The 19,921-nt window shown below is 39.4% G+C and carries 16 protein-coding genes; 9 read left to right on the top strand and 7 right to left on the bottom strand.

Features of this window, described 5'->3' with window-relative positions; genetic code table 11:
* Positions 1-67 precede the first annotated feature (67 nt).
* The 5 genes from P0108_RS05605 (at position 68) to P0108_RS05585 (ending at position 4,647) form a co-directional block, all read left to right on the top strand.
* Complete coding sequence (locus tag P0108_RS05605) at positions 68-1,255, top strand: MFS transporter (RefSeq protein WP_473730852.1); 1,188 nt, start codon at positions 68-70, stop codon at positions 1,253-1,255.
* A 144-nt stretch (positions 1,256-1,399) separates the two neighbouring features.
* Positions 1,400-1,642, top strand: a complete 243-nt coding sequence (locus tag P0108_RS05600; RefSeq protein ID WP_012914119.1) for a DUF3791 domain-containing protein — start codon at positions 1,400-1,402, stop codon at positions 1,640-1,642.
* Positions 1,639-2,133: a DUF3990 domain-containing protein gene (locus P0108_RS05595; RefSeq protein ID WP_012914120.1), complete on the top strand. Its 495-nt coding sequence runs from the start codon at positions 1,639-1,641 to the stop codon at positions 2,131-2,133. The genes P0108_RS05600 and P0108_RS05595 overlap by 4 nt, the downstream gene beginning before the upstream one ends.
* Positions 2,134-2,139: 6 nt before the next feature.
* Complete coding sequence (locus tag P0108_RS05590; protein ID WP_004111475.1) at positions 2,140-2,367, top strand: DUF3791 domain-containing protein; 228 nt, start codon at positions 2,140-2,142, stop codon at positions 2,365-2,367.
* A gap of 120 nt (positions 2,368-2,487) precedes the next feature.
* Positions 2,488-4,647 carry an InlB B-repeat-containing protein gene (locus tag P0108_RS05585; protein WP_473730851.1) on the top strand — a complete coding sequence of 720 codons (2,160 nt, stop codon included), beginning with the start codon at positions 2,488-2,490 and terminating at the stop codon, positions 4,645-4,647.
* A gap of 36 nt (positions 4,648-4,683) precedes the next feature.
* Here P0108_RS05585 and P0108_RS05580 read toward each other — a convergent pair whose 3' ends face one another.
* The gene (locus tag P0108_RS05580) at positions 4,684-7,347 is read right to left on the bottom strand and encodes a DNA gyrase/topoisomerase IV subunit A (protein WP_473730850.1); all 2,664 of its coding nucleotides are present in this window, start codon (positions 7,345-7,347) and stop codon (positions 4,684-4,686) included.
* 161 nt (positions 7,348-7,508) lie between these two features.
* Between P0108_RS05580 and P0108_RS05575 the strand changes: the two genes are divergently transcribed.
* Positions 7,509-8,768, top strand: a complete 1,260-nt coding sequence (locus P0108_RS05575; RefSeq protein ID WP_004111479.1) for an alkaline phosphatase family protein — start codon at positions 7,509-7,511, stop codon at positions 8,766-8,768.
* Positions 8,769-8,901: 133 nt separating this feature from the next.
* Here P0108_RS05575 and sepH read toward each other — a convergent pair whose 3' ends face one another.
* Positions 8,902-10,110 carry a septation protein SepH gene (gene sepH / locus P0108_RS05570; protein WP_012914123.1) on the bottom strand — a complete coding sequence of 403 codons (1,209 nt, stop codon included), beginning with the start codon at positions 10,108-10,110 and terminating at the stop codon, positions 8,902-8,904.
* Positions 10,111-10,268: 158 nt separating this feature from the next.
* Here sepH and P0108_RS05565 point away from each other — a divergent pair, with 158 nt between their 5' ends.
* The 3 genes from P0108_RS05565 (at position 10,269) to P0108_RS05555 (ending at position 13,516) form a co-directional block, all read left to right on the top strand.
* The gene (locus P0108_RS05565) at positions 10,269-10,562 is read left to right on the top strand and encodes a DUF4193 domain-containing protein (RefSeq protein WP_004111484.1); all 294 of its coding nucleotides are present in this window, start codon (positions 10,269-10,271) and stop codon (positions 10,560-10,562) included.
* Complete coding sequence (gene dut, locus P0108_RS05560; protein WP_004106773.1) at positions 10,563-11,042, top strand: dUTP diphosphatase; 480 nt, start codon at positions 10,563-10,565, stop codon at positions 11,040-11,042.
* Between the two features lie 122 nt (positions 11,043-11,164).
* Entirely contained in the window at positions 11,165-13,516 is a 2,352-nt protein-coding gene (locus P0108_RS05555; protein ID WP_464398110.1) for a RelA/SpoT family protein, read from the top strand.
* A gap of 88 nt (positions 13,517-13,604) precedes the next feature.
* Here the strand turns inward: P0108_RS05555 and P0108_RS05550 are convergent, their stop codons facing one another.
* From P0108_RS05550 to P0108_RS05530, 5 genes are all read right to left on the bottom strand, one after another.
* Entirely contained in the window at positions 13,605-13,886 is a 282-nt protein-coding gene (locus P0108_RS05550; protein ID WP_004119480.1) for an HU family DNA-binding protein, read from the bottom strand.
* A 206-nt stretch (positions 13,887-14,092) separates the two neighbouring features.
* Positions 14,093-16,528, bottom strand: a complete 2,436-nt coding sequence (locus P0108_RS05545; RefSeq protein ID WP_004111489.1) for a lysylphosphatidylglycerol synthase transmembrane domain-containing protein — start codon at positions 16,526-16,528, stop codon at positions 14,093-14,095.
* 15 nt (positions 16,529-16,543) lie between these two features.
* Positions 16,544-17,986 (bottom strand): adenylosuccinate lyase, encoded by a 1,443-nt coding sequence (gene purB, locus P0108_RS05540; RefSeq protein ID WP_012914127.1) that lies wholly within the window; start codon positions 17,984-17,986, stop codon positions 16,544-16,546.
* 62 nt (positions 17,987-18,048) lie between these two features.
* On the bottom strand, positions 18,049-19,656 hold the full coding sequence (locus P0108_RS05535) for an alpha/beta hydrolase (RefSeq protein ID WP_464398109.1): 1,608 nt from the start codon (positions 19,654-19,656) through the stop codon (positions 18,049-18,051).
* A gap of 1 nt (position 19,657) precedes the next feature.
* Entirely contained in the window at positions 19,658-19,846 is a 189-nt protein-coding gene (locus P0108_RS05530) for a hypothetical protein (protein WP_041160494.1), read from the bottom strand.
* Positions 19,847-19,921: the final 75 nt, after the last annotated feature.

The raw sequence follows: 19,921 nt of genomic DNA, 5'->3' as shown, positions 1-19,921 counted from the left end.
CCTTTATATTGCTTTATAAAGTCGCGTTGGCATTACAAATATGAAGTACTAGTGTTGGGGAATTTTTATGGTTAACCTTCTTCTTGCTGTTATTTATCTTGCTTTTATAAGCTTGGGTTTGCCGGATGCTCTTCTTGGAGCTGCGTGGCCTACGATGAGTCATGATGTTGGTGCGCAAATTTCTTGGGCTGGTGGAATATCAATGGTTATTTCTGCAGGAACAATTGTTTCTGCGCTGCTATCTAATAGGTTTACGCATAAGTTTGGCCCTGGGAAGGTTACGCTTATTTCAGTTGCTTTAACAGCTTTAGCGTTACTAGGTTTTTCTTTTGCTCCGAATTATCTTGTGCTTATTTTTCTAGCTATACCATACGGTTTAGGTGCTGGAGGAGTGGATGCGGCTCTTAATAATTACGTTGCAATTCACTATGAAAGCTGGCACATGAGCTGGCTTCACTGCATGTGGGGAATTGGTGCTTCCGCAGGTCCTTATGTTATGGGTTTCGCACTTTCTCACGGTCAGCGCTGGCCTGCAGGCTACCAGTATATTGCTGTTATACAAATTGCTCTCACTCTTGTGTTATTCATAAGTTTGCCGCTGTGGAAAAATAATAATAAAAAGGCAGAGACGCATAATCTTACTGAGGTAAAGAAACAATCTTCTGGGATGCTATCTTACGCAGAAGTTTTGCGCATTCCAGGAGCTAAGAATATTCTTATTATGTTCTTTTGCTATTGTGCGTTGGAGCAAACTGCAGGATTGTGGGCTAGTAGTTACATGGTTTTGCATGGAGGAGTTAGCCGCATTGTTGCGGCAGGTTGGGCAAGCTTGTTTTATGTTGGCATTACAGTTGGTCGTTTTGTAAGCGGATTTCTTACTATGCGTTTTAACGATGCAACGATGATTCGTATTGGGCAGTGCGTAATGCTTATGGGCATTCTGGTATTGTTGCTGCCTTTGCCGAATCATATTGAGCTTATTGCAGGATTTGTAATTATTGGACTAGGCTGCGCTCCAGTTTACCCATGCATTATTCATTCCACGCCGCATTATTTTGGTGCAGATAAGTCTCAAGCTATTGTTGGCATGCAAATGGCAAGCGCATATATTGGGTCTATGGTAATGCCTGCGATTTTTGGACTAATTGCGCAGAATGTTTCTATGGTGCTTCTTCCGGCTTATTTGCTTATTCTTCTCGCTGTAATGACTTTTATGCACGTGCGCTTGCTTCGAACTTGCGTAACTCGAGTCTGAAAGTATTTGTGTGCGCGATTGCTTATATTTTTTTGATGTAGACTTGTGTTAGATGTGTTATGTGTGCTAGGTGTGTTAGAACTTGTTGTATACGCATTATCTAGTAGATGTATTTCTAATAATGTTTTTACAAAAGGAGGGGTTATGAATGATATTAAGCAAGAAGTCTTTGACAAAGATAAGCTTGATTTTGCAATATTTTGTATTGAAAATGTTGCTAAGAAGCTTAATCAAAACCCTCGCGATACGTATGATGCTTTGACTAAGAAGAGTAATATTCTTATGTCTTATATTGTTCCATCTTATGACGTTTTGCACACTCAAGGCAAAGAGTATATTACAAACGATATTATTTCCTTCATGCGCGAAAAAGGTGTAAAAGTATGATTGTTTATCACGGTTCTTTTATGCCTGTTGAATTTCCAGATGTATTGCATTCGCGTAAAGATGTTGATTTTGGCGCAGGATTCTACGTTACATCAATACGTAGTCAGGCTGATAATTGGGCGAAGAAATTTATTCGCAAGGACAAAGATGCTTTTGTTTCTTCTTATAATTTTGACAATAATGTTCTTAATGAATTATCTGTTCTTAAGTTTGATTCATATTCTGAAGAATGGCTTAATTTCATACTTAATGCTCGTTCTGGAAATGATACAAGCAGTTTTGATGTAGTAATTGGCGGTGTAGCAAACGATAAGGTTTATAACACACTTGAATTGTTTTTTGATGATTTAATTACTAAGTCTGAAGCTTTAGGCAGACTAAAATATGAAAAACCTAATAATCAAATATGTTTTAGAAGTCAAAAAGCTATTGATTTGTGTCTTACATACATAAAAAGCGAGTGTGTAAATAGTAAGTTTTTAGGGGAGTGATGGATTTTGAAGGCGAATCCTATTTTGTTGCAAAAGAAGTATGCTAGGGTTGTAAGTCTTCTGGCTGAGCGTGCTGGGTTGAGTTATGAGCAGGCGCTTGACGTGTTTTACCATTCTGTTACTTACGATTTGATGCGTAATGGTATTTCGGATATGCATTGTATGAGCGACGGATATTTGGTTCAAGATTTGCTTGATGAGATGCATAATTCTAAAATGTGTGTTAATGCATGACTTTTGTAATAAATTAAACGATTGTGTGATATGCCATGCTTGCATTTGTATTTCGACTATAAAGCGTACAATGTGTATACGTTTTTACATTATCTCGTTATCTATTTTTTAAGAGGGTAAATGAATAAGAGAACTGGTCTTATGTTGACTAGCACTATGATGGGTATTGCTACTGCTGCTTGTGCTTTCTGCATGGCACAAAGTGCGAATGCTGCCGAAACTTCAGCTTCTTCTGGTGTTAATACGACTGTAAATTCTTCTACCACAGCTTCTAATACAGAAACTTCCTCTACAGAAGGTTCTTCTTCCGTAACTTCTTATAACGCAGCTTCTAATACGCCCAATGGGGGGGGGTCTGCTTTAGATAGCACTTCCGCAAAACCTTCTGGAAATACTGTACCTTCCAAGTCTAGCGAAACTGCAAAAACTGCCGAAACCACAAAATCTACTAAATCTTCTAAAGCTTCTGAATCTGTAACTGATGCTGAAAATTCTGAAAATGCTAGACTTACACAAACTCTTATAGATGTAAGCAATACTAATCTTCAAACAAATAATCGTGAAGATAGAAGCGTACACGCATCTGCAGAATCTAAAGCAGCATCAACTGATTCGGGTACTACAGATGATGCATCTTTAACTTGGACGAAGGACGACTTTAACATTTCTGACGATGGTAAAACTATTGGAGGTAGGAAAAATGTTTATTATCCGGAGACCGGTCAAACGGTAAATGAGTATGTGGACGGACTTAGTGCCAAAGGCAAGGAGAAACTTAAGAAAAATCATCATGTTGTGATTCCTGAGGGTATTGAGGTAATTCATGAATGTGCTTTTACCGGTCAGGCTGACAAAGTTGGGAATAAGCATAAACACGTTGACGGCGAGACTTATATTGAGGGTGTCACTCTTCCGCAATCTCTTAGAATAATAGAATATGGAGCTTTTGGTTGGAATAAAATTAAAGGAACCGTTGTTATTCCAAAAAATGTGGTTTCAGTAAGCGATGCAGCCTTTGTTGCTAATGAAATTGAAAAAGTTGTGTTTGAAGGCGTGCTTGATGATAAGGGAAAAGAGCACGATATAGATACTAATCCGTATTATCTTGCTGGAGTTGGTAGTGTTGCTTTCCAAGGTAATAAAATTTCTGAAATTGTCGTAAAAGGTAATTTAGGACAATATAAGTTTCGCTCAGGGGAAAATGATTCACCGTTTGACAATCAAAATCCTGGACCTTTCACTATTGAAGTGGGAGAGGAATACAAAAGTCCTATCAAAATTACGCAAGAAAGCACTGGTCATACAATCAGTGTTATGGAGGGTTTTGAGGAGAATGGAAATCCTGTAACGATTGACCTCTCACCATATTTTAAGAAAAATGCTGATGGAAAATATGTAGCTGTAAAAACTGGCACACTTGAAGGTCAGTGCATTTTTTATGACTTTGTTCAGCGTGTGCCTAGGATGATTGGTAGATCGCATTTTACGTACAACATTGTTCCTAAAGCTACAATTTACACAGTTACTTTTGTAAATGGCACTAATTCTCATTATGCTTCTGTGCAAGTTAAGGAAGGCAAGAGCATAAACGATAAGAGTGTTGATAGTCAGTCGATGCCTAAAGATCCTACGAAGATTGGGTACACTTTTGAAGGGTGGAATGAAGATCAAGACGGTACTGGTGCAGTGTTCCTTGCCAGCACTAGTGTAAACAAAAATTTGAAAGTTTACTCCATTTTTAAGAATTACTTACCAGTTATTACAGTTCAGAATAAGACTATTACTGAGGGTGATTCACTCGATTTGAATAGTCTTGTTGTGTCTGTTAGTGATATTGAGGATAATTCTATAGCAACTAAGGTTAAGCGTATTAGTGACGGTGGTTTTAATAACAATGTTCCAGGCGTTTACACTATCACGTTTAGCGTAACGGACAATGGCGGTGCTACTGCAACAGCAGTTGCAACAGTAACTGTTAATAAGAAGCCAACGCCTCCAACTCCACCAACTCCTGTTCCAGTTCCTGAGTCGCCGGCCCCTGTCGCTCCAGGTCCGATTCTGACACCTTCTGAGTCTGAGACAGAACCTGAGTCCGCTCCAGCTCTTTCGCAACCCGAGCAACCGGAAGCTAAGCGCGTTGTTAAGCATCTTCCTAAAACTGGCTCTTCAGTAGCTATGGTAATAAATTATTTGTTTGCATCTGTGACTGCAGGAATTTTTGCACTTGTAGAAGCTAGAAAATCACTTCGCAGATATTCCAAGCATGCTCGCAAAAACTAGCTTTAAAAAGTGTAAAATTAGCAAGCAAAAACATTACTACCCAATGTGCGCAATTGGGGAAACGAGTTCAGTTCCAGAAGCATCCCTACGCATATCTGGCTTAGGTAACTCAACATTGCTTCCGCCTTCTGTAACGGCTTGCAATGGATAGTATCCAACGTACGCGTGTATCAACGTATCTTGACCTTTAAGGAATCTTTGCGAGCGCACGCCACCAGTTGCGCGACCTTTTGTTGGGTACATGTCAAATGGAGTAATCTTTGCAGAACCGTTTTCGGTTCCAGGAAGAGCTTCACTGTCTCCAGCAACGGTGAATACAACTGTTCCAGAAGCGGAGAATAAACCATTTTCACCTTCTTCGTAATGCCACTCTATTGATTTTTCTGGCACTACTGCGAAGGTTGCAACTTTAGCACCTTCTGCTAAACGAATGCCTGCCATTCCGCCTGCTGTGCGTCCTTGTGGTCTAACTTGTTTAGCGTCAAAGGTAAGTAATGAAGAATCACTACTAATGAACACGAGTCTGTCGTTGTCTTTTGCTGGAGCTGCGGCAATAACGGTGTCGTCGTCTTTTAAGTCAATTATGCTCCATGAATCCATGGTAGTTGGAGCTTCAAAATTCCATCTTTTAACTACACCGTTTCGTGTTCCAATTGCAAGTGGAGTAGCGTTTTGTGAGGCATCAAATGCTATTGCTGAAACTACGCGTTCTCCTCTTACTGGATCCGTGCTTTGCGTGGAAGTTAGCAGTTCTTGTGCTTTTACTCCGTGGTTGAGCAGCGCAGGTTTTCCTTCTTCATAGTTAAGTTGTGGCAAATCTGCAACATGAGCTAGAACTAGTCGACCAGATGAAGTAACAAGAGCACAAGTTGAACGCGTTGTTGTTGCAAACATTGTTTTACAAGGAGTGTTAAATACGTTGTTGTTGTGCGAATTCCAATGTTCTAACACTGCAATGCTTGTTCTGGCAATTAACCCTGAAGTGCTTAATGCTACTGCGCAAGGTTCGTCACTTAATTGCATTGCGACAGAAGATGCGTCAGCTTCTCCAGTTTTACGAGCTGCATTAGCTGCTGCAGCCAAATCTGCTTGAGTTGAAGTAATTTTATTTGCTGATTGAACGGCTTTAATTGCAATATCCTCACTGTTTTTATTTATGCTGGAGGCTACTGGAGTAAAACTACCATCTTCATTTTCGTCAAGCAAAATTGTTCTGCGTGGAGTATTCCATTGTTTAACTGCAGAATCCATATCTGCTATTACGACGTTGTCGAGTTTAGCTTCAGAACTTAATATTTGATTTAGCTCTTCAATTTTTTTGAGCAAATCGTCGCGTTCAGCTTCGAGCTCTATTTGGCTCATTTTAGTAAGTCTGCGAAGACGTAAGTCAAGAATATACTGTGCTTGAATTTCATCAAGATCGAATACTTTAATTAACTTAGTTTTTGCACTATCTGCATCTTCAGATGAACGAATGACCTGAATTACTTCATCAATATCAAGAAGTGCAAGAAGCAAGCCATCAACCAAATGTAAGCGTTCTTGAGCTTTTTTGCGCCTAAATTCGCTGCGTCTGCGTACCACGGTTCTGCGGTGAGAAATCCAAACGTCTAATAGCTCTCGCAAGCCCATTGTGTGAGGTCTACCGTCAACAAGTGCAACATTGTTAATAGTAAAGCTCTCTTGCAAAGGAGTGTGCTTAAAAAGTTGAGCAAGCACAGCGTTAGGATCAAAACCTGTCTTAATCTCAATAACAATACGAGTTCCGTTATGTCGATCTGTTAAATCAATAGCACCTGAAATACCGTCTAATTTTCTTGATTTAACTCCTTGAGAAATTCTTTCCAAAACGCGCTCTGGGCCAACCATAAACGGAAGTTCTGTAACGATAATAGCTTTTTTGCGAGCAGTAATATTTTCGATATGTGTTGTAGATCTTGTAGTGAATGCTCCGCGACCTGTTGCGTAAGCTTCGCGAATGCCATTTCTACCAATGATAATTCCTCCGCTAGGCCAGTCAGGTCCTGGAACTAGTTTCATAAGATCATCTAGGGTTGCATCAGGATGTTTCATAACATATTTTGCTGCAGCAACTACTTCTCCTAGATTATGTGTTGCCATATTAGTTGCCATGCCTACAGCAATTCCAGAAGCACCATTTACTAAAAGATTTGGAATAGCTGCAGGAAGCACAGTAGGTTCTTTTAGTTTATTGTCGTAATTTGGTACGAAATCAACTGTGTCTTCGTTGATATCCGCGTTCATACCTAGTGATGCAGGAGCTAAACGCGCTTCGGTGTATCGAGAAGCTGCTGGACCGTCGTCAAGAGAGCCAAAATTACCGTGTCCGTCAACAAGCGGCAAGCGTAGGGAAAATGGTTGAGCTAGACGAACCATTGCCTCATAGATTGCAGAATCACCGTGAGGATGAAGTTTACCCATTACTTCACCAACAACGCGCGCTGATTTCATATAAGCATGATCAGGACTCAAATTCATATTGCCCATTTGATACACAATGCGTCGCTGCACTGGTTTCATTCCGTCTCGTGCGTCCGGTAAAGCTCGAGCATAAATAACTGAATAAGCATATTCCAAGAAGGATTTGCTCATTTCTTCGTTTAATGGTGTTTCAACAATATGCTCTTTAACTTTTCTTGGGTCGAAAGCTTGCTGTGTTGAGTGATGGCGTGAGGGCATATTTAGAACTCCTTGAATGACATTACGGCTATCAATCTTACCAATTTATATGCACAAACAGCATGTTTTTGCTGAATTTTTCAGCAATTTGACTAGTTATTTATATAAATATTTGTTATTCGCGTTTTGTTCAATGCAATATAAGTGGTTCAATAGTAAGTATGAGTGCTGAAATACCGTCTGAAAATGATCTTTTGCAATTTGTTGGTAATGTTAAGTACGGTGATTTTTCTAATTCCGCAGTTAATGAAAATTTTTCTTACGATTTTAATGAAAAAAATCTTGGTGGAGCGTTACATATATCTTCGGTTCTTCCAGCTTTAAGTGATGCAATAGATGCTCCTGTTAAAACAGCTATTCATAACGATCCACACGCTTTGCGAGAAAGTCTTGGTTTCCCTAAATCTAATTCTGCAATTGTAGTGTTAATAGATGGTTTAGGATACTGGAATATTCTTATGCGCAAAGGTCACGCTCCTTATTTACGATCCTTGCTTAACGAATCAATAAATCAACGACCAATTAGCACGTGCGTTCCAAGCACAACTGTTGCTGCAATGGCTACTTTTGGAACAGGCACATGTCCTGGTCTTACTTGCATGACCGGTTACACGCAAAAGAATTCTCAAACTGGTAAACTTGCGCAGCTTATTCAATTTAATGATGCGCCTGATCCGCTAGTTTTGCAGCAAGAGCCGACTATATTTGAAAGTTTAGTTTCTAATGGAGTCCGTGCAGATAGCGTGGGATTACCAAAGTTTGAAAATACTCCTCTTACCAAAGCTGCTTTTCGTGGAGCAAATTATATTACTGCTGGAACTCCTAGAGCTCGCATTCTTAAGGCTGCTAATAACAGTAAAACTCCAGGTTTAACTTATATGTATTTACGTGACGCTGATAAAACCGGTCATAATTATGGTTGGGATTCTCAGCAGTGGGTTTCTGTTTTTGAGCAAATTGACGAGCAGTTGCGTCTTTTGCGAGCAAATTGTGCTCCTGGAACATTAATTGTTATTACTGCAGATCATGGGATGATTAAATCCGATCCCAATAAGCGAATTGATATTGCTAAACATGATGAGCTGATAAAAGGCGTATCGATGGTTGGCGGTGAACCTCGTTCTGTAATGTTGTATGCTAACAGTGACGCAAATCCTGAAGATATTATTTACCGTTGGCGTGAATATTTTGGAACTAATGCAATTGTACGCAGTAAAAAACAAGCCATTGACGATGGTATTTTTGGTTTAGTAAACAACAGGGCAGAGGATGTTATTGGCGATGTTATTGTGCAAGCTTGTGGAGCTTACACAATTGTTGATTCTCGCATTCAATCTGATAAAGCTATGAGTTTACCTAGCGTTCATGGATCGATGACTCATATGGAAATGGATATTCCGTGCCTCATAGATTTAGTGTAAGCGATTTTTGCTTCTATTATTGAAAATATTTTATAAATCGTAACTTAGCAAATAAAATGTGTGGCACTCAAATTTTACTAAGAGTGTCACACATATTGTTAATAAGCGAAAAATTTATTTTTAAACTTCTTATTTAGCTTTCGCCAAATAATATTTCATCCCAGCTTGGTACTGCTGCTCTTCCAGCTTTACGTTTATTGTGCTCAGAAGATGATTTTTCTTGGCCATTAGTATTAATTTCTTGATTATTTTTAGCAGAATTTTGATTACTTTCAGCAGCATTTTTTTGCAAATTCGTACTAACAATATCTGCTTTTTCAGCATTTTGAACTTTCGCAGCCAATGATTTTTGTGCTTCATTAGACGCATTGACGATTTTGCTATTCGTTTCGTTTCTATTAATAAATTCAGCATCTGGTTGTATTAGCGAAGTCTGCTGAGGATTATCTTCTTTAATAAATTGCGTATTTGTTTCAGTAGAACGCTTAGAATAGCCTTTTTCTAATACTTGCTGTATGTCAGAATTATTGTCCTGATTTTCGAAGGAAGATTGGGCTTGTGCATCTGCAAGTTTGTCACTGTTTCTAAGTTCCCATTGAGAAACAGCTCGTTCGATTCTGGCAGAACGAATAGAATTTCCTGGAAGCTCTTCAGTGTTGAATGGGAAATTAATGCTTACAGTGTCTCTATAAGCTCCACCATATGGAGACTGTTTAGAAGTATCTGCTGCATTAACATCTTCACCAAGCAATAATCTAGACGAAGGGTTCGCGCATGTAACAGAGTTGTCATGCATGTTCCATGTCCACTCAGCTTTAATAGTGCGAGTAGCAGTTTTGAAAGTAGCAGTAATTCGCCATGGCTCTAATCCTCTGCGCGTTGCTTTCCATTGCACTGTTTCCATGCCAATATGTGCTTTAGCTAATGTTCTTTCAATTAAATCTGCAATAGTGCGCATATTGCTTTGTTTAGGAGCAGGTACTAGAAGGAACTGCTCAATTGCATACTGCTTTTCGGTTTCAACGCCTGCAGAAAAACGCCTAACTTGTGCTTCACTAACGTTGTATCTTTGCGCTACATGTGAAGGTGCAACTCCTGCGCGAATCAATGCCTGAATTTGCGAAATAGGCAATGTTGCATTAGATTGCATAGAATTTGTGCCAGCATCTGCTGAGTTATGTTCATCGCTGTTTTTACTCGTAATTTTATGTGAACCAGCGATGGCGCGTTCCAGCGTGTCGTCCACTTGAATACGTAACGGCGTGTTTTCACAAATGAAAATCAAATTACCGTCTGCGTCAATATGGTCGAAACTCGCCTCTTTTGGCGGATTTTCAAGCATTATGCACCACTTTCTTCGCTTTTAACAATACTATTTATATACTTTAGTCCATACACTGCATTCTTTACCATTTTATTTAAAATAAAAAATGTGTAATATACGGGGTAGCATTCGTGTATGCTATGCGCGTAAGTAGCTTTAAAAACGAAAGGACCATAATGGCACAGGATTATGATTCTCCTCGTAGCAAAGATGAGGACGAAGAGTCGTTGGAAGCTTTGAGTAAAGGTTCTCAAAATTCAAACAGCGATATTGACGATGATGAAAATGCTATTGCTGAAGACTACGAGTTGCCAGGTGCTGATTTAAGTAACGAAGATGCATCCGTAACTGTTATCCCTATGCAAGGCGATGAATTTATTTGTTCTGAATGCTTCTTAGTTAAGCATCGCAGCCAGTTAGCTGAAACTAATGCTGATGGTCAGCCTGTTTGCAAGGAGTGCGCAGCTTAAATGGCATATGACGAGACCTATACTGGCCCCGAACAGGTTGAGGTATTAATTAAGTATCTCGATGATGAAACATCTACATTACAGCCGCTTTGCTACGCGCATGCAGGTGATGCAGGTGCCGATTTAAGAACTACCCAAGATTTTACTTTGCGTCCTTTCCAGAGAGCGCTTGTTCCTACTGGAGTTGCTATAGCTTTACCTGCAGGTTACGTTGCTTTAGTGCATCCTCGTTCTGGTTTAGCAGCAAAACAGGGTGTGACTGTGCTAAATGCACCTGGAACAGTTGATGCCGGGTATCGTGGTGAAATTAAGGTTCCTCTTATTAATTTAGATCCTGAGAACACAGTGCAATTCCATAAAGGTGATCGTATCGCTCAAATGGTTATACAACGTTATGTAGAAGCACAATTTATTCCCGCATCTAAATTACCTGAATCTGATCGCTCTGATAAAGGTTTTGGCTCCACTGGCGTACAATAATCTTTTTATAAATATCCGACCGGTTTTTAAAACTGAGTCGGATTTATTGTATGTATTTTTTGTTTTGGTAGTGTATTGAGCGAATTGCAGGTAGGATAGTAAAAAGTACCAGGAGGTGCCAAATGGGTGAACTTCAAGAGGATGTAAAAGGATCCAATAGGCTCGGATGTGAAATCAGCGAAGATTCTCGAAATCCATTATTGCCGATATTGAGCATGTGCAAATGGCATCATCCTAATGAGGATATGAGCATTCTTCATAGAGCTTATGATTGTGCTGTAAAGCAGCATACAGGTCAAAGACGCAAATCTGGTGAGCCATACATTATTCATCCTCTTGCTGTAGCTCAAATTCTTGCAGATCTTGGAATGGGACCAATTGTTGTTGCTTCAGGATTATTACACGACACTGTAGAAGATACAGATTACACGCTAGAAGAATGTCGAGCTGAATTTGGCGATACTGTAGCAGGTCTTGTAGATGGTGTTACAAAAATATCCAACATGGAATATGGCGAAAGTGCTCAAGCAGAAACTATTCGTAAGATGGTTGTTGCAATGAGCCGCGATGTGCGAGTGCTTGTAGTAAAGCTTGCGGATCGTTTGCATAATGCTCGTACTTGGAGGTATGTTAAGCCATCAAGTTCACATAAAAAAGCAAGAGAAACTCTTGACGTATATGCGCCTCTTGCTAACCGTTTAGGCATGAATGCAATTAAAACTGAACTTGAAGAGCTGAGTTTTAAAGTACTGTATCCAAAAATTTATAATGAAATTGTTGTTTTAGTTGCTCGTAGAGCAGGTCAGCGTGAAGTTTATTTACGACAAATTCTTGAAGAAATTAATGCAGATCTTGCAGAACAACATGTTAAAGCATCGGTAAAAGGTCGACCAAAAGATTATTTCTCTATTTACCAAAAGATGATCGTTCGAGGTCATGATTTTGCTAATATTTACGATTTAGTTGGTGTGAGAATAATAGTCGATTCTATTCGTGACTGTTATGCAGCATTAGGTGCAGTGCATGCTCGATGGAGCCCTGTTCCAGGACGTTTTAAGGATTACATTGCAACTCCAAAATTGAATATGTATCAAAGCTTGCATACTACAGTTGTAGGCCCTGGTGGAAAGCCAGTAGAGATTCAAATACGCACATGGGATATGCATAGGCGTGCTGAATTCGGCATCGCAGCTCATTGGAAGTACAAAGCTAATGGTCAGGCTGGTCGCGCTTTAAGTAAGCCTGATAATGATGATTTAAAACGCGAAAATAATATTGATGACAAAAAAGAGCTTAGCGAAGCAGATAATCTTAAGTGGATTCAACAGCTTGCTGATTGGACTAGTGAGACTCCAGATTCAGATGAATTCTTAGGTTCATTAAAACAAGATCTTGGTGCTTCTGAAGTTTATGTTTTTACTCCAAAGGGGAGTATTGTTGCGCTTCCGCAGGATGCAACTCCTGTTGATTTTGCATATTCTGTGCATACTGAAGTTGGTCATCGCATGATGGGTGCGCGTGTAAATGGACGCTTGGTTCCTCTTGATACGAAACTTTCAAACGGTGACACTGTAGAGGTGCTTACTTCAAAGTCGGATACAGCTGGACCATCTCGCGATTGGCTGAGTTTTGTAAAATCTCCTCGTGCTCGAAATAAAATACGCCAATGGTTTAGCAAGGAACGCCGCTCTGAGGCGATTGAAGAGGGTAAGGATGAGCTAACTCGCGCTATGCGTAAACGTAACTTGCCTTTAACTACTTTGATGACGCAGCAGGCATTAATTGGCGTTGCTGATGAATTGAATTTGCCTACTAATGTTGAGTCTTTATATGCGGCTATTGGCGAAGGTCAAGTTTCTACACAGAATGTTATTTCGCGTTTAGTAAAAGATGCGGGCGCTGATGAAGTTGCAGAAGAAGTAGAACAAGAAGCATTGCCTTTACGCCATGTTGAGCGCAGCCATAAGTCTAACGGTGCTTTGGGAGTATCAGTTAAGGGTGTTGGAGACGTTTGGGTCAAGCTTGCAAAATGTTGCATGCCAGTTCCAGGAGATATGATTATTGGTTTTATAACACGAAACCAAGGTGTGTCTGTGCATAGGACTGACTGCCAGAACATGCTCGATTTGCAAAAAACTCAATCAGAGCGCGTTATTCCTGTTCAATGGACTAGCGATAAAGGCTTGTTCTTGGTTAAGGTCCAAGTTGAAGCATTGGATCGACAACATCTTCTTTCGGATGTTACTCGCGTTCTTTCAGATCATGGAGTAAATATTCTTTCCGGAACTATTGCTACAGGCGATGACCGTGTTGCAACAAGTCAATTTACCTTTGAAATGGCAGATCCTCAGCACTTAGCAACTCTACTTGCTGCTATCCGTAAAATTGAAGGCGTTTTTGACGTTTACCGCATTACGGGAGCAAAAGATAGCGCAGAGCCGCGTTTGCGAAAAATGGAACGAGGAAATCTATAAAAGATGGGCACTCCAGCTTCGGAGTGCCCATCTTTGTTTTGCGCAAATAGTATTTGTTTAATGTAATAAATACGAAAAACGCTTAATTTCAGGCAGTAACAGCCTTCTTCAACAAGGAGCCAGCAGAAATACGTACACCGTAAGAAGCTGGAATCTTGATGGTTTCACCGGTACGCGGGTTGCGGCCAGTGCGCTCAGCACGCTTTACGCGTTCTGCGGAGAACAGACCAGTAAGCTTCAAACCTTCACCGGACTGTAAAGCCTCAACGAACACATCCTGGAATGCGTTGACGGCGGCTTCGGCCTGTGCCTTGGTCAGGTTGGACTTCTGTGCGATCTTAGAAACGAGATCAGACTTGTTGTATGCCATGCAGCATCCTTTGTGTCAGGGGACCTTCTCTTCAAAGGTCACGTTCATACTAGATATTAGTACATTTTCCCTACAAATGTAGCCATTTTTGCATTTTTTCTTAATATTTTTTATTTATTTTTTGCTGTTTTTTATTTAAAACGCACTTGCATAGAAACAGATACGATATTTGCTAATAAAAATACACAAATGTTTGTAAATCTCACTTATATAAGCTCATTATTGCTGAGCCACTTCATTGCAAACGCGCCTAACGGAATTCTCAACCAGTAGAACATAAGCCTATACAGAAGAGTGGCAGACAAAGCAACTGTTGGAGGAACACCTACAGATGTAAATGCGAAAGTAAGAGAAGCTTCAACAGCACCCAAGCCGCCTGGCGTAGGCACTGCCGATCCAGCAGCGTTAGCAAGTAAGAATAGTAAGATTGTTTCCCAAGGATTTGCGTAATATCCAAATGCAAGCAAAGAAATCCAATAACCCAATCCAATGCATGAAACAAGCACAATAGCACCAAAAGAGCCTGCAATAAGTTGCATAGGATGTGAAATAAGTTCCTTAATTTGATGGCCGTAATCAGATAATATTGGCAAATAATGCTTTCGAATTGCTTTACGAGCGGACGGAATAACCATTAAAACACAAACTATAAGTGTGATTATTCCAATGAAAGTAATGAGCATATGAGTAGGAATCATTCCAGAAAGCACATTTTTACCAGTGAAAACGCCTATAGAAAGTAATACTAAAGTTGTCATTAATGCTTGAATAAGCCATACTGCACTAGTAATTGCTGTAGCTTGAGCTGAAGTGTACCCGCTTTTCTTTAATAATTGCATATTTACAAATGCAGGACCAACACCAGCAGGCATAGAAACTGCTGTGAAACCAGTAGCTGCTTGAGATGCAAACAAAACATGTGCAGAAGGTTTTTGATCATCCATGAATGAGCCGAGCGTAATTGCAGATCCAATCCAAGCAAACATGCTGCAAGCAAAGCACATAAATACCATTACATTATCTGCGTGACGCAAGGCAGCAAATACTTCCTGAGGATGCCACTGTGTAGCAATAACAGCGACAGCAACAATCGAAAGAACCAAGCTAACAAAGAAACGTATATTGAAGCGCGCTAAACGCACAGTATCATAATCTTCTTCATCTGTGTGTAAAGCAACTATTTGACTTAACTTATTGCAAAGATTTTGGAAAACTTTTTTATTCCAAGATGGCAAAGATCTCGTGGAAGCAGGAATAGCAGCTTTCTGCATAAAAGGCAATAGTGCAGATAACTTTTCTGCACCCCATGTGTTAATAGCAGCTTTAAGAGCAGTGTCAATATCTGTGCAAGATGCAATAAGCGTTAAAAGCTGAACTTTATCAAGTGCAATATTTGTATCATCGCTGGCAACGTCGCCGTTTTGCCAACCTGCAATAACTGGTGTTCCGTCTTCAAGCCTAGCAATAGTTTCAGGAGTGATGCGTCTATGCGTAATACCGCGAGTGTTAGCAGCATCTACATAACGCATTAATTTTGCTGCATCATCAATAGTTAAAGTGTTCAAATTGCAAGGCAGTAGAGCGTTAGAAGCGTGAAAAACCATTATTGAAGATTTATCACTGTCGCTTACTCCATAAACATTCGCTGTTGGCAAATGCATATTTCGTAAAACAAGAAGCATAGAAAGGTGGTGATGAACAGAATGTCTAGCAGAACGATCTCTACGAGTTGGTATATCTACTAAACGCACCCACTGCCATAATTGATTTAAATAACCTGGTAAATGAACTTGATTATCTAATACTGAAATTACATAACGTATGCCGTGGATGTCTGTTGCATCATACAATCTTGAATTTTCAATTAAATCGTCATCAAGACTTGAACGAAGAACTCCAGTATGATCAGCTTGCTGAGTTCTACGAGTTAATTGAGTAAGATTATCTATGCCAATATTTTTTAAAGCAAGAACAATATCGTCACCCCAAGCACCCTTACTGCGTGTGCCTTTTGCGAAACGAATAAGCGTACCAATTGCTCTTCCTAAGCAACATGATACAAGAATAGCAGAGTAGGAATCCCAAGATGAAAATAGAAGTATTGCTGTAACAATGAATAAAGCATTCCAGCCCCACATTACATGCTTATATTCGCGTCTAGGACCACTAACTGTAAGAAAAGCAACCAGAACAGCATACATGTCTGGAAGCAAATCAGCCCAAGTGTTATTAGACCGCATTTGTAAAGATTCAATCAAAGCTATATTGTGTGTAGAAAATATCGCAATAGATAACAGCCATACTGAACCATAACTTATAAACAGCGTAATAACAGAAATAGCGGTATCAATCCAACGCCTGTCAGAAACCATGTGTGCAATAACTTCTGCAACAACAATAAGAGTAAGACCTTGCTGTATCAGAACAAATGAAAGATTATTAAAAGATAATCCTATAATTTGAGTAGCACTTCGTGCATCAATCTTCATAGCATCAGCCGTTGCTGATAAACACATTGACGACAACAAAGTAAAAACGCCAATTACAACTGATGATATTGCATACAACAAATCAGCCCAACTACGTACTAAGCTAGGCTGAGTATCTTCAATAACAAGATTTGGATTTATGCTAGATTGCATGGCTTTACCGTCTACTTAATCAATAAAGTCCACCAATTGTGAAGCAAATCCAGTGTAAGATTCTGGTGTCATTGCTTGCAAACGAGCTGCAGTATTGGCATCAAAGTTACGAGATTTAATGAATTCTTCTACGTCACTTTGTGAAATATGGTGACCGCGCATTAATTCTTTTACTTGCTCATATGGTCGTTCCATACCAGGTACGCCAGCAATTTCTTCAGCACGCATTGCTGTTTGAATTGGCTCTCCAAGAACTTCCCAATTTTCGTCTAATTCTTTTGCCATAAATTCTTTATTAGGATGAATAGACTTCAAACCGCCTAAAAGATTATTCAAAGCAAGAAGAGCATAGCCGAAAGCTGAGCCAACATTCCTTTGAGTAGTAGAGTCTGTAAGATCACGCTGCCAGCGGCTTTCAGTAAGAGTTGCACATAATGTGTCAAACAGTGAGCAAGAAATCTCAAGATTAGCTTCAGCGTTCTCAAAACGAATAGGGTTAACCTTATGAGGCATAGTAGAAGATCCTGTAGCTCCCTTTACAGGAACTTGCACAAAAATACCTCTGGAAATATACATCCATACGTCAACTGCAAGATTATGCAGAATATGGTTTATGTGACTTACAGTGCTATAAAGTTCAGCCTGCCAATCGTGGCTTTCAATTTGAGTTGTTAATGGATTCCATTGGAGACCCATTCTATTTTCAACAAACTCTTGAGATACGCTAATCCAATCAACTTCTGGGAAAGCAGCTAAATGAGCTCCAAAAGTTCCTGTAGCACCATTCAACTTTCCTAAATACTCTTGAGTATCAAGATGACGAAGTTGACGACGCAAACGATATGCAAACACTGCCAATTCCTTACCTAAAGTAGTTGGAGTAGCAGGCTGGCCATGAGTTAACGAAAGCATAGATAAATCTCTATATTCGTTAGCATTCTTAACTAAATAATCAACTATCGCTTCTAAATTCGGACGATAAACGTTTAAAACAGCTTGCTTTACGCAACGCGCAATAGAAAGATTATTAATATCTTCACTTGTGCATGAAAAATGTACTAAAGTTTTTAAATTTGAAAGCTCAGTAGCATGACCAAGCTTATTTTCTGCTTCGTCTAACGCATCGTCAATGTAGTATTCAACAGCTTTAACATCGTGATGAGTAATAGCCTCATGCGCAGCATGACGAGCAATTCCTTCAGCATCAAAATTTTCAGGAATAGAACGTAAATATGAGCATTCTTCATCAGTTAAAGGATTAACACCCTTAACAATTGGCTGGAATTGATTAGCTTCATAACCATTTGCGAGAAGAATCATCCACTCAACTTCTACACGCATGCGCTCGCGATTTAACGCAGGTTCGCTTAAATATTCAACGAGTGTGGATGTTTGATTATGATAACGTCCATCGAGAGGAGTCAGAGCTATTGCAGGAGAAATATCGGTAAGCTTCATAGTTTTAAGGTTACATCATGCTGCGAATTAGCTTAATTTTGCTCAATAAGAATTTAATTATTTTATTTTTTCATTACTCCTTGCCACAATGTAGTACTTTGCAATTTGCCATTAATAGTATTCTGAAAATGTCGATCTTGCTCGCGCACACTTTTAGATCCGAGTTGAAGAGCATCTTCATAAGCTGCAGTATGGTAATGCAAATCATGAGTTAAAGTTCTTTCTTCTGGAACGTCATTAACGAATATTCCGTCATTATTGAATTTTTTAGTCGAATATTGTTTGCCAGAAAAACGCGTGACTCCAGGAGGTAAAGAACGCTTAGATTCTTTAACATGAATTGCATGTCCATGAATAGTCACCCAATTATTTCTACGAGGATTCTCTTTGCCATCTAAAGAAGGCACAATCTCATCGTCCATCTCAATACTAGTAACCCAAGTTTTCTTAGGAATTGGATGATTTGCAATAGGAGATCCAGCAGTAACAACATGCTGTATGTTGTATTGCTTAGCGTAATCGCTTGCAATGCTTGCTGCAACAATACCTCCTTGAGAATGTCCTACTAAAGCAACAGGCTCGTTAGATTTAATTCCAGAACGTTTCATAGCTTCTACAACCATTCGAGTGCTATCAGCTTGTTTTCTAACTAAAGAACTATGACTCATTACTTCTGCGTTTTGTGCCCAACCAAAAGGAGAGTGTGCTTTACCGTCAGTTCCTGGAATTATTACTAACCATGACGAACTGCCATCGCTGCGCCTAAAACGTTGAATTGCAATAGTAGCAGCATCTGGATTAACAAGTGGTGGACTAACGCCCAAATTTTCGCTTCCAAGTTCCGTTAAATTTTCTAAAGTTTCAAGCAGATTACGTCCAGGTCTAGCAAGAACAGATCCAGGTTTTCTCCACATCTCATTTACTTTAGTGAGAAGTAAATTATTACCTTGCTTTCGATCATTAATAGGCGCGCTTACGAAGCTAAGAGCACTAGAAATAAATGGAATAGCTTGTGATAAATATTTTTGAGCATTGGATAAAAAGTTTAGTGAGGTTTCACGCTCTTTTTTATTTATGGGGCCTTTTGCATTTCCGGCAATAAATATTGGCAAACTTGTAATAGGATTTAAAATAAGGTGCTGCGATAAACCTCGAATAATTCCTTGTTGTATATTCTTAGTTGCGTAGGACCATCTAGCAAGATTTTGGAAACCTGAATGATTTTTATTATCTTGATTAACGGCGAGACCTGCGGACAATAAAACATGTAAAGCAAAAATAGGGTTTGCAAGAGCCAAGAAAGAAATTTTATTGTCTAACTCGTCTTTTGCACGAAATTCTGCATCTTCATACAAATTATTTGCTCTTGCAATAAGAAAAGCAAGATTTTCTAAATTTTGAGACATTAAATAACATTTATGAGCATATTCATGACATATGCTTTCAGTTAAAAATGATTGCGAAGAATCATGAATATATGCTCCTGATTCTTTTTGTATACCATAATTTTGACCGGCAATAACCATCGCTGCATTAAGCCATAAATTTTTTAGCGTAAGTAATTCTTTAGCAATATTATTGAGTTTTCTGGAAAAACTAATATACGCTTCTCTATCAGCAACGCTAAGCGTCATTCCACCTACAACAGAGGACTTAACTTTCCAAGACATACTATATTCCTCCGCGAATGTTATATAACGCATACGCTTGTGCAGAAATATTTTTCATACTATGACGAAAATGTTCGGCTGCAAGCCCTTGCCAATCTTCTAATTCAGTCGCTGCGGATTCTGCCATAACGCAGCGAGCGCACTCTTGAGTGCGTTGTATAAGCCATTGCCATTCGTAATATGTGTGCATAATCGTTATTACACACGTTTATTAATGAAAAGTCACTAAAAAATATTCAATGTGGTTAAAAGGTTATTAATGCTT

Source organism: Gardnerella sp. c10Ua_244, assembly GCF_055818055.1.
This window is presented reverse-complemented; position numbering and strand designations above follow the sequence as displayed.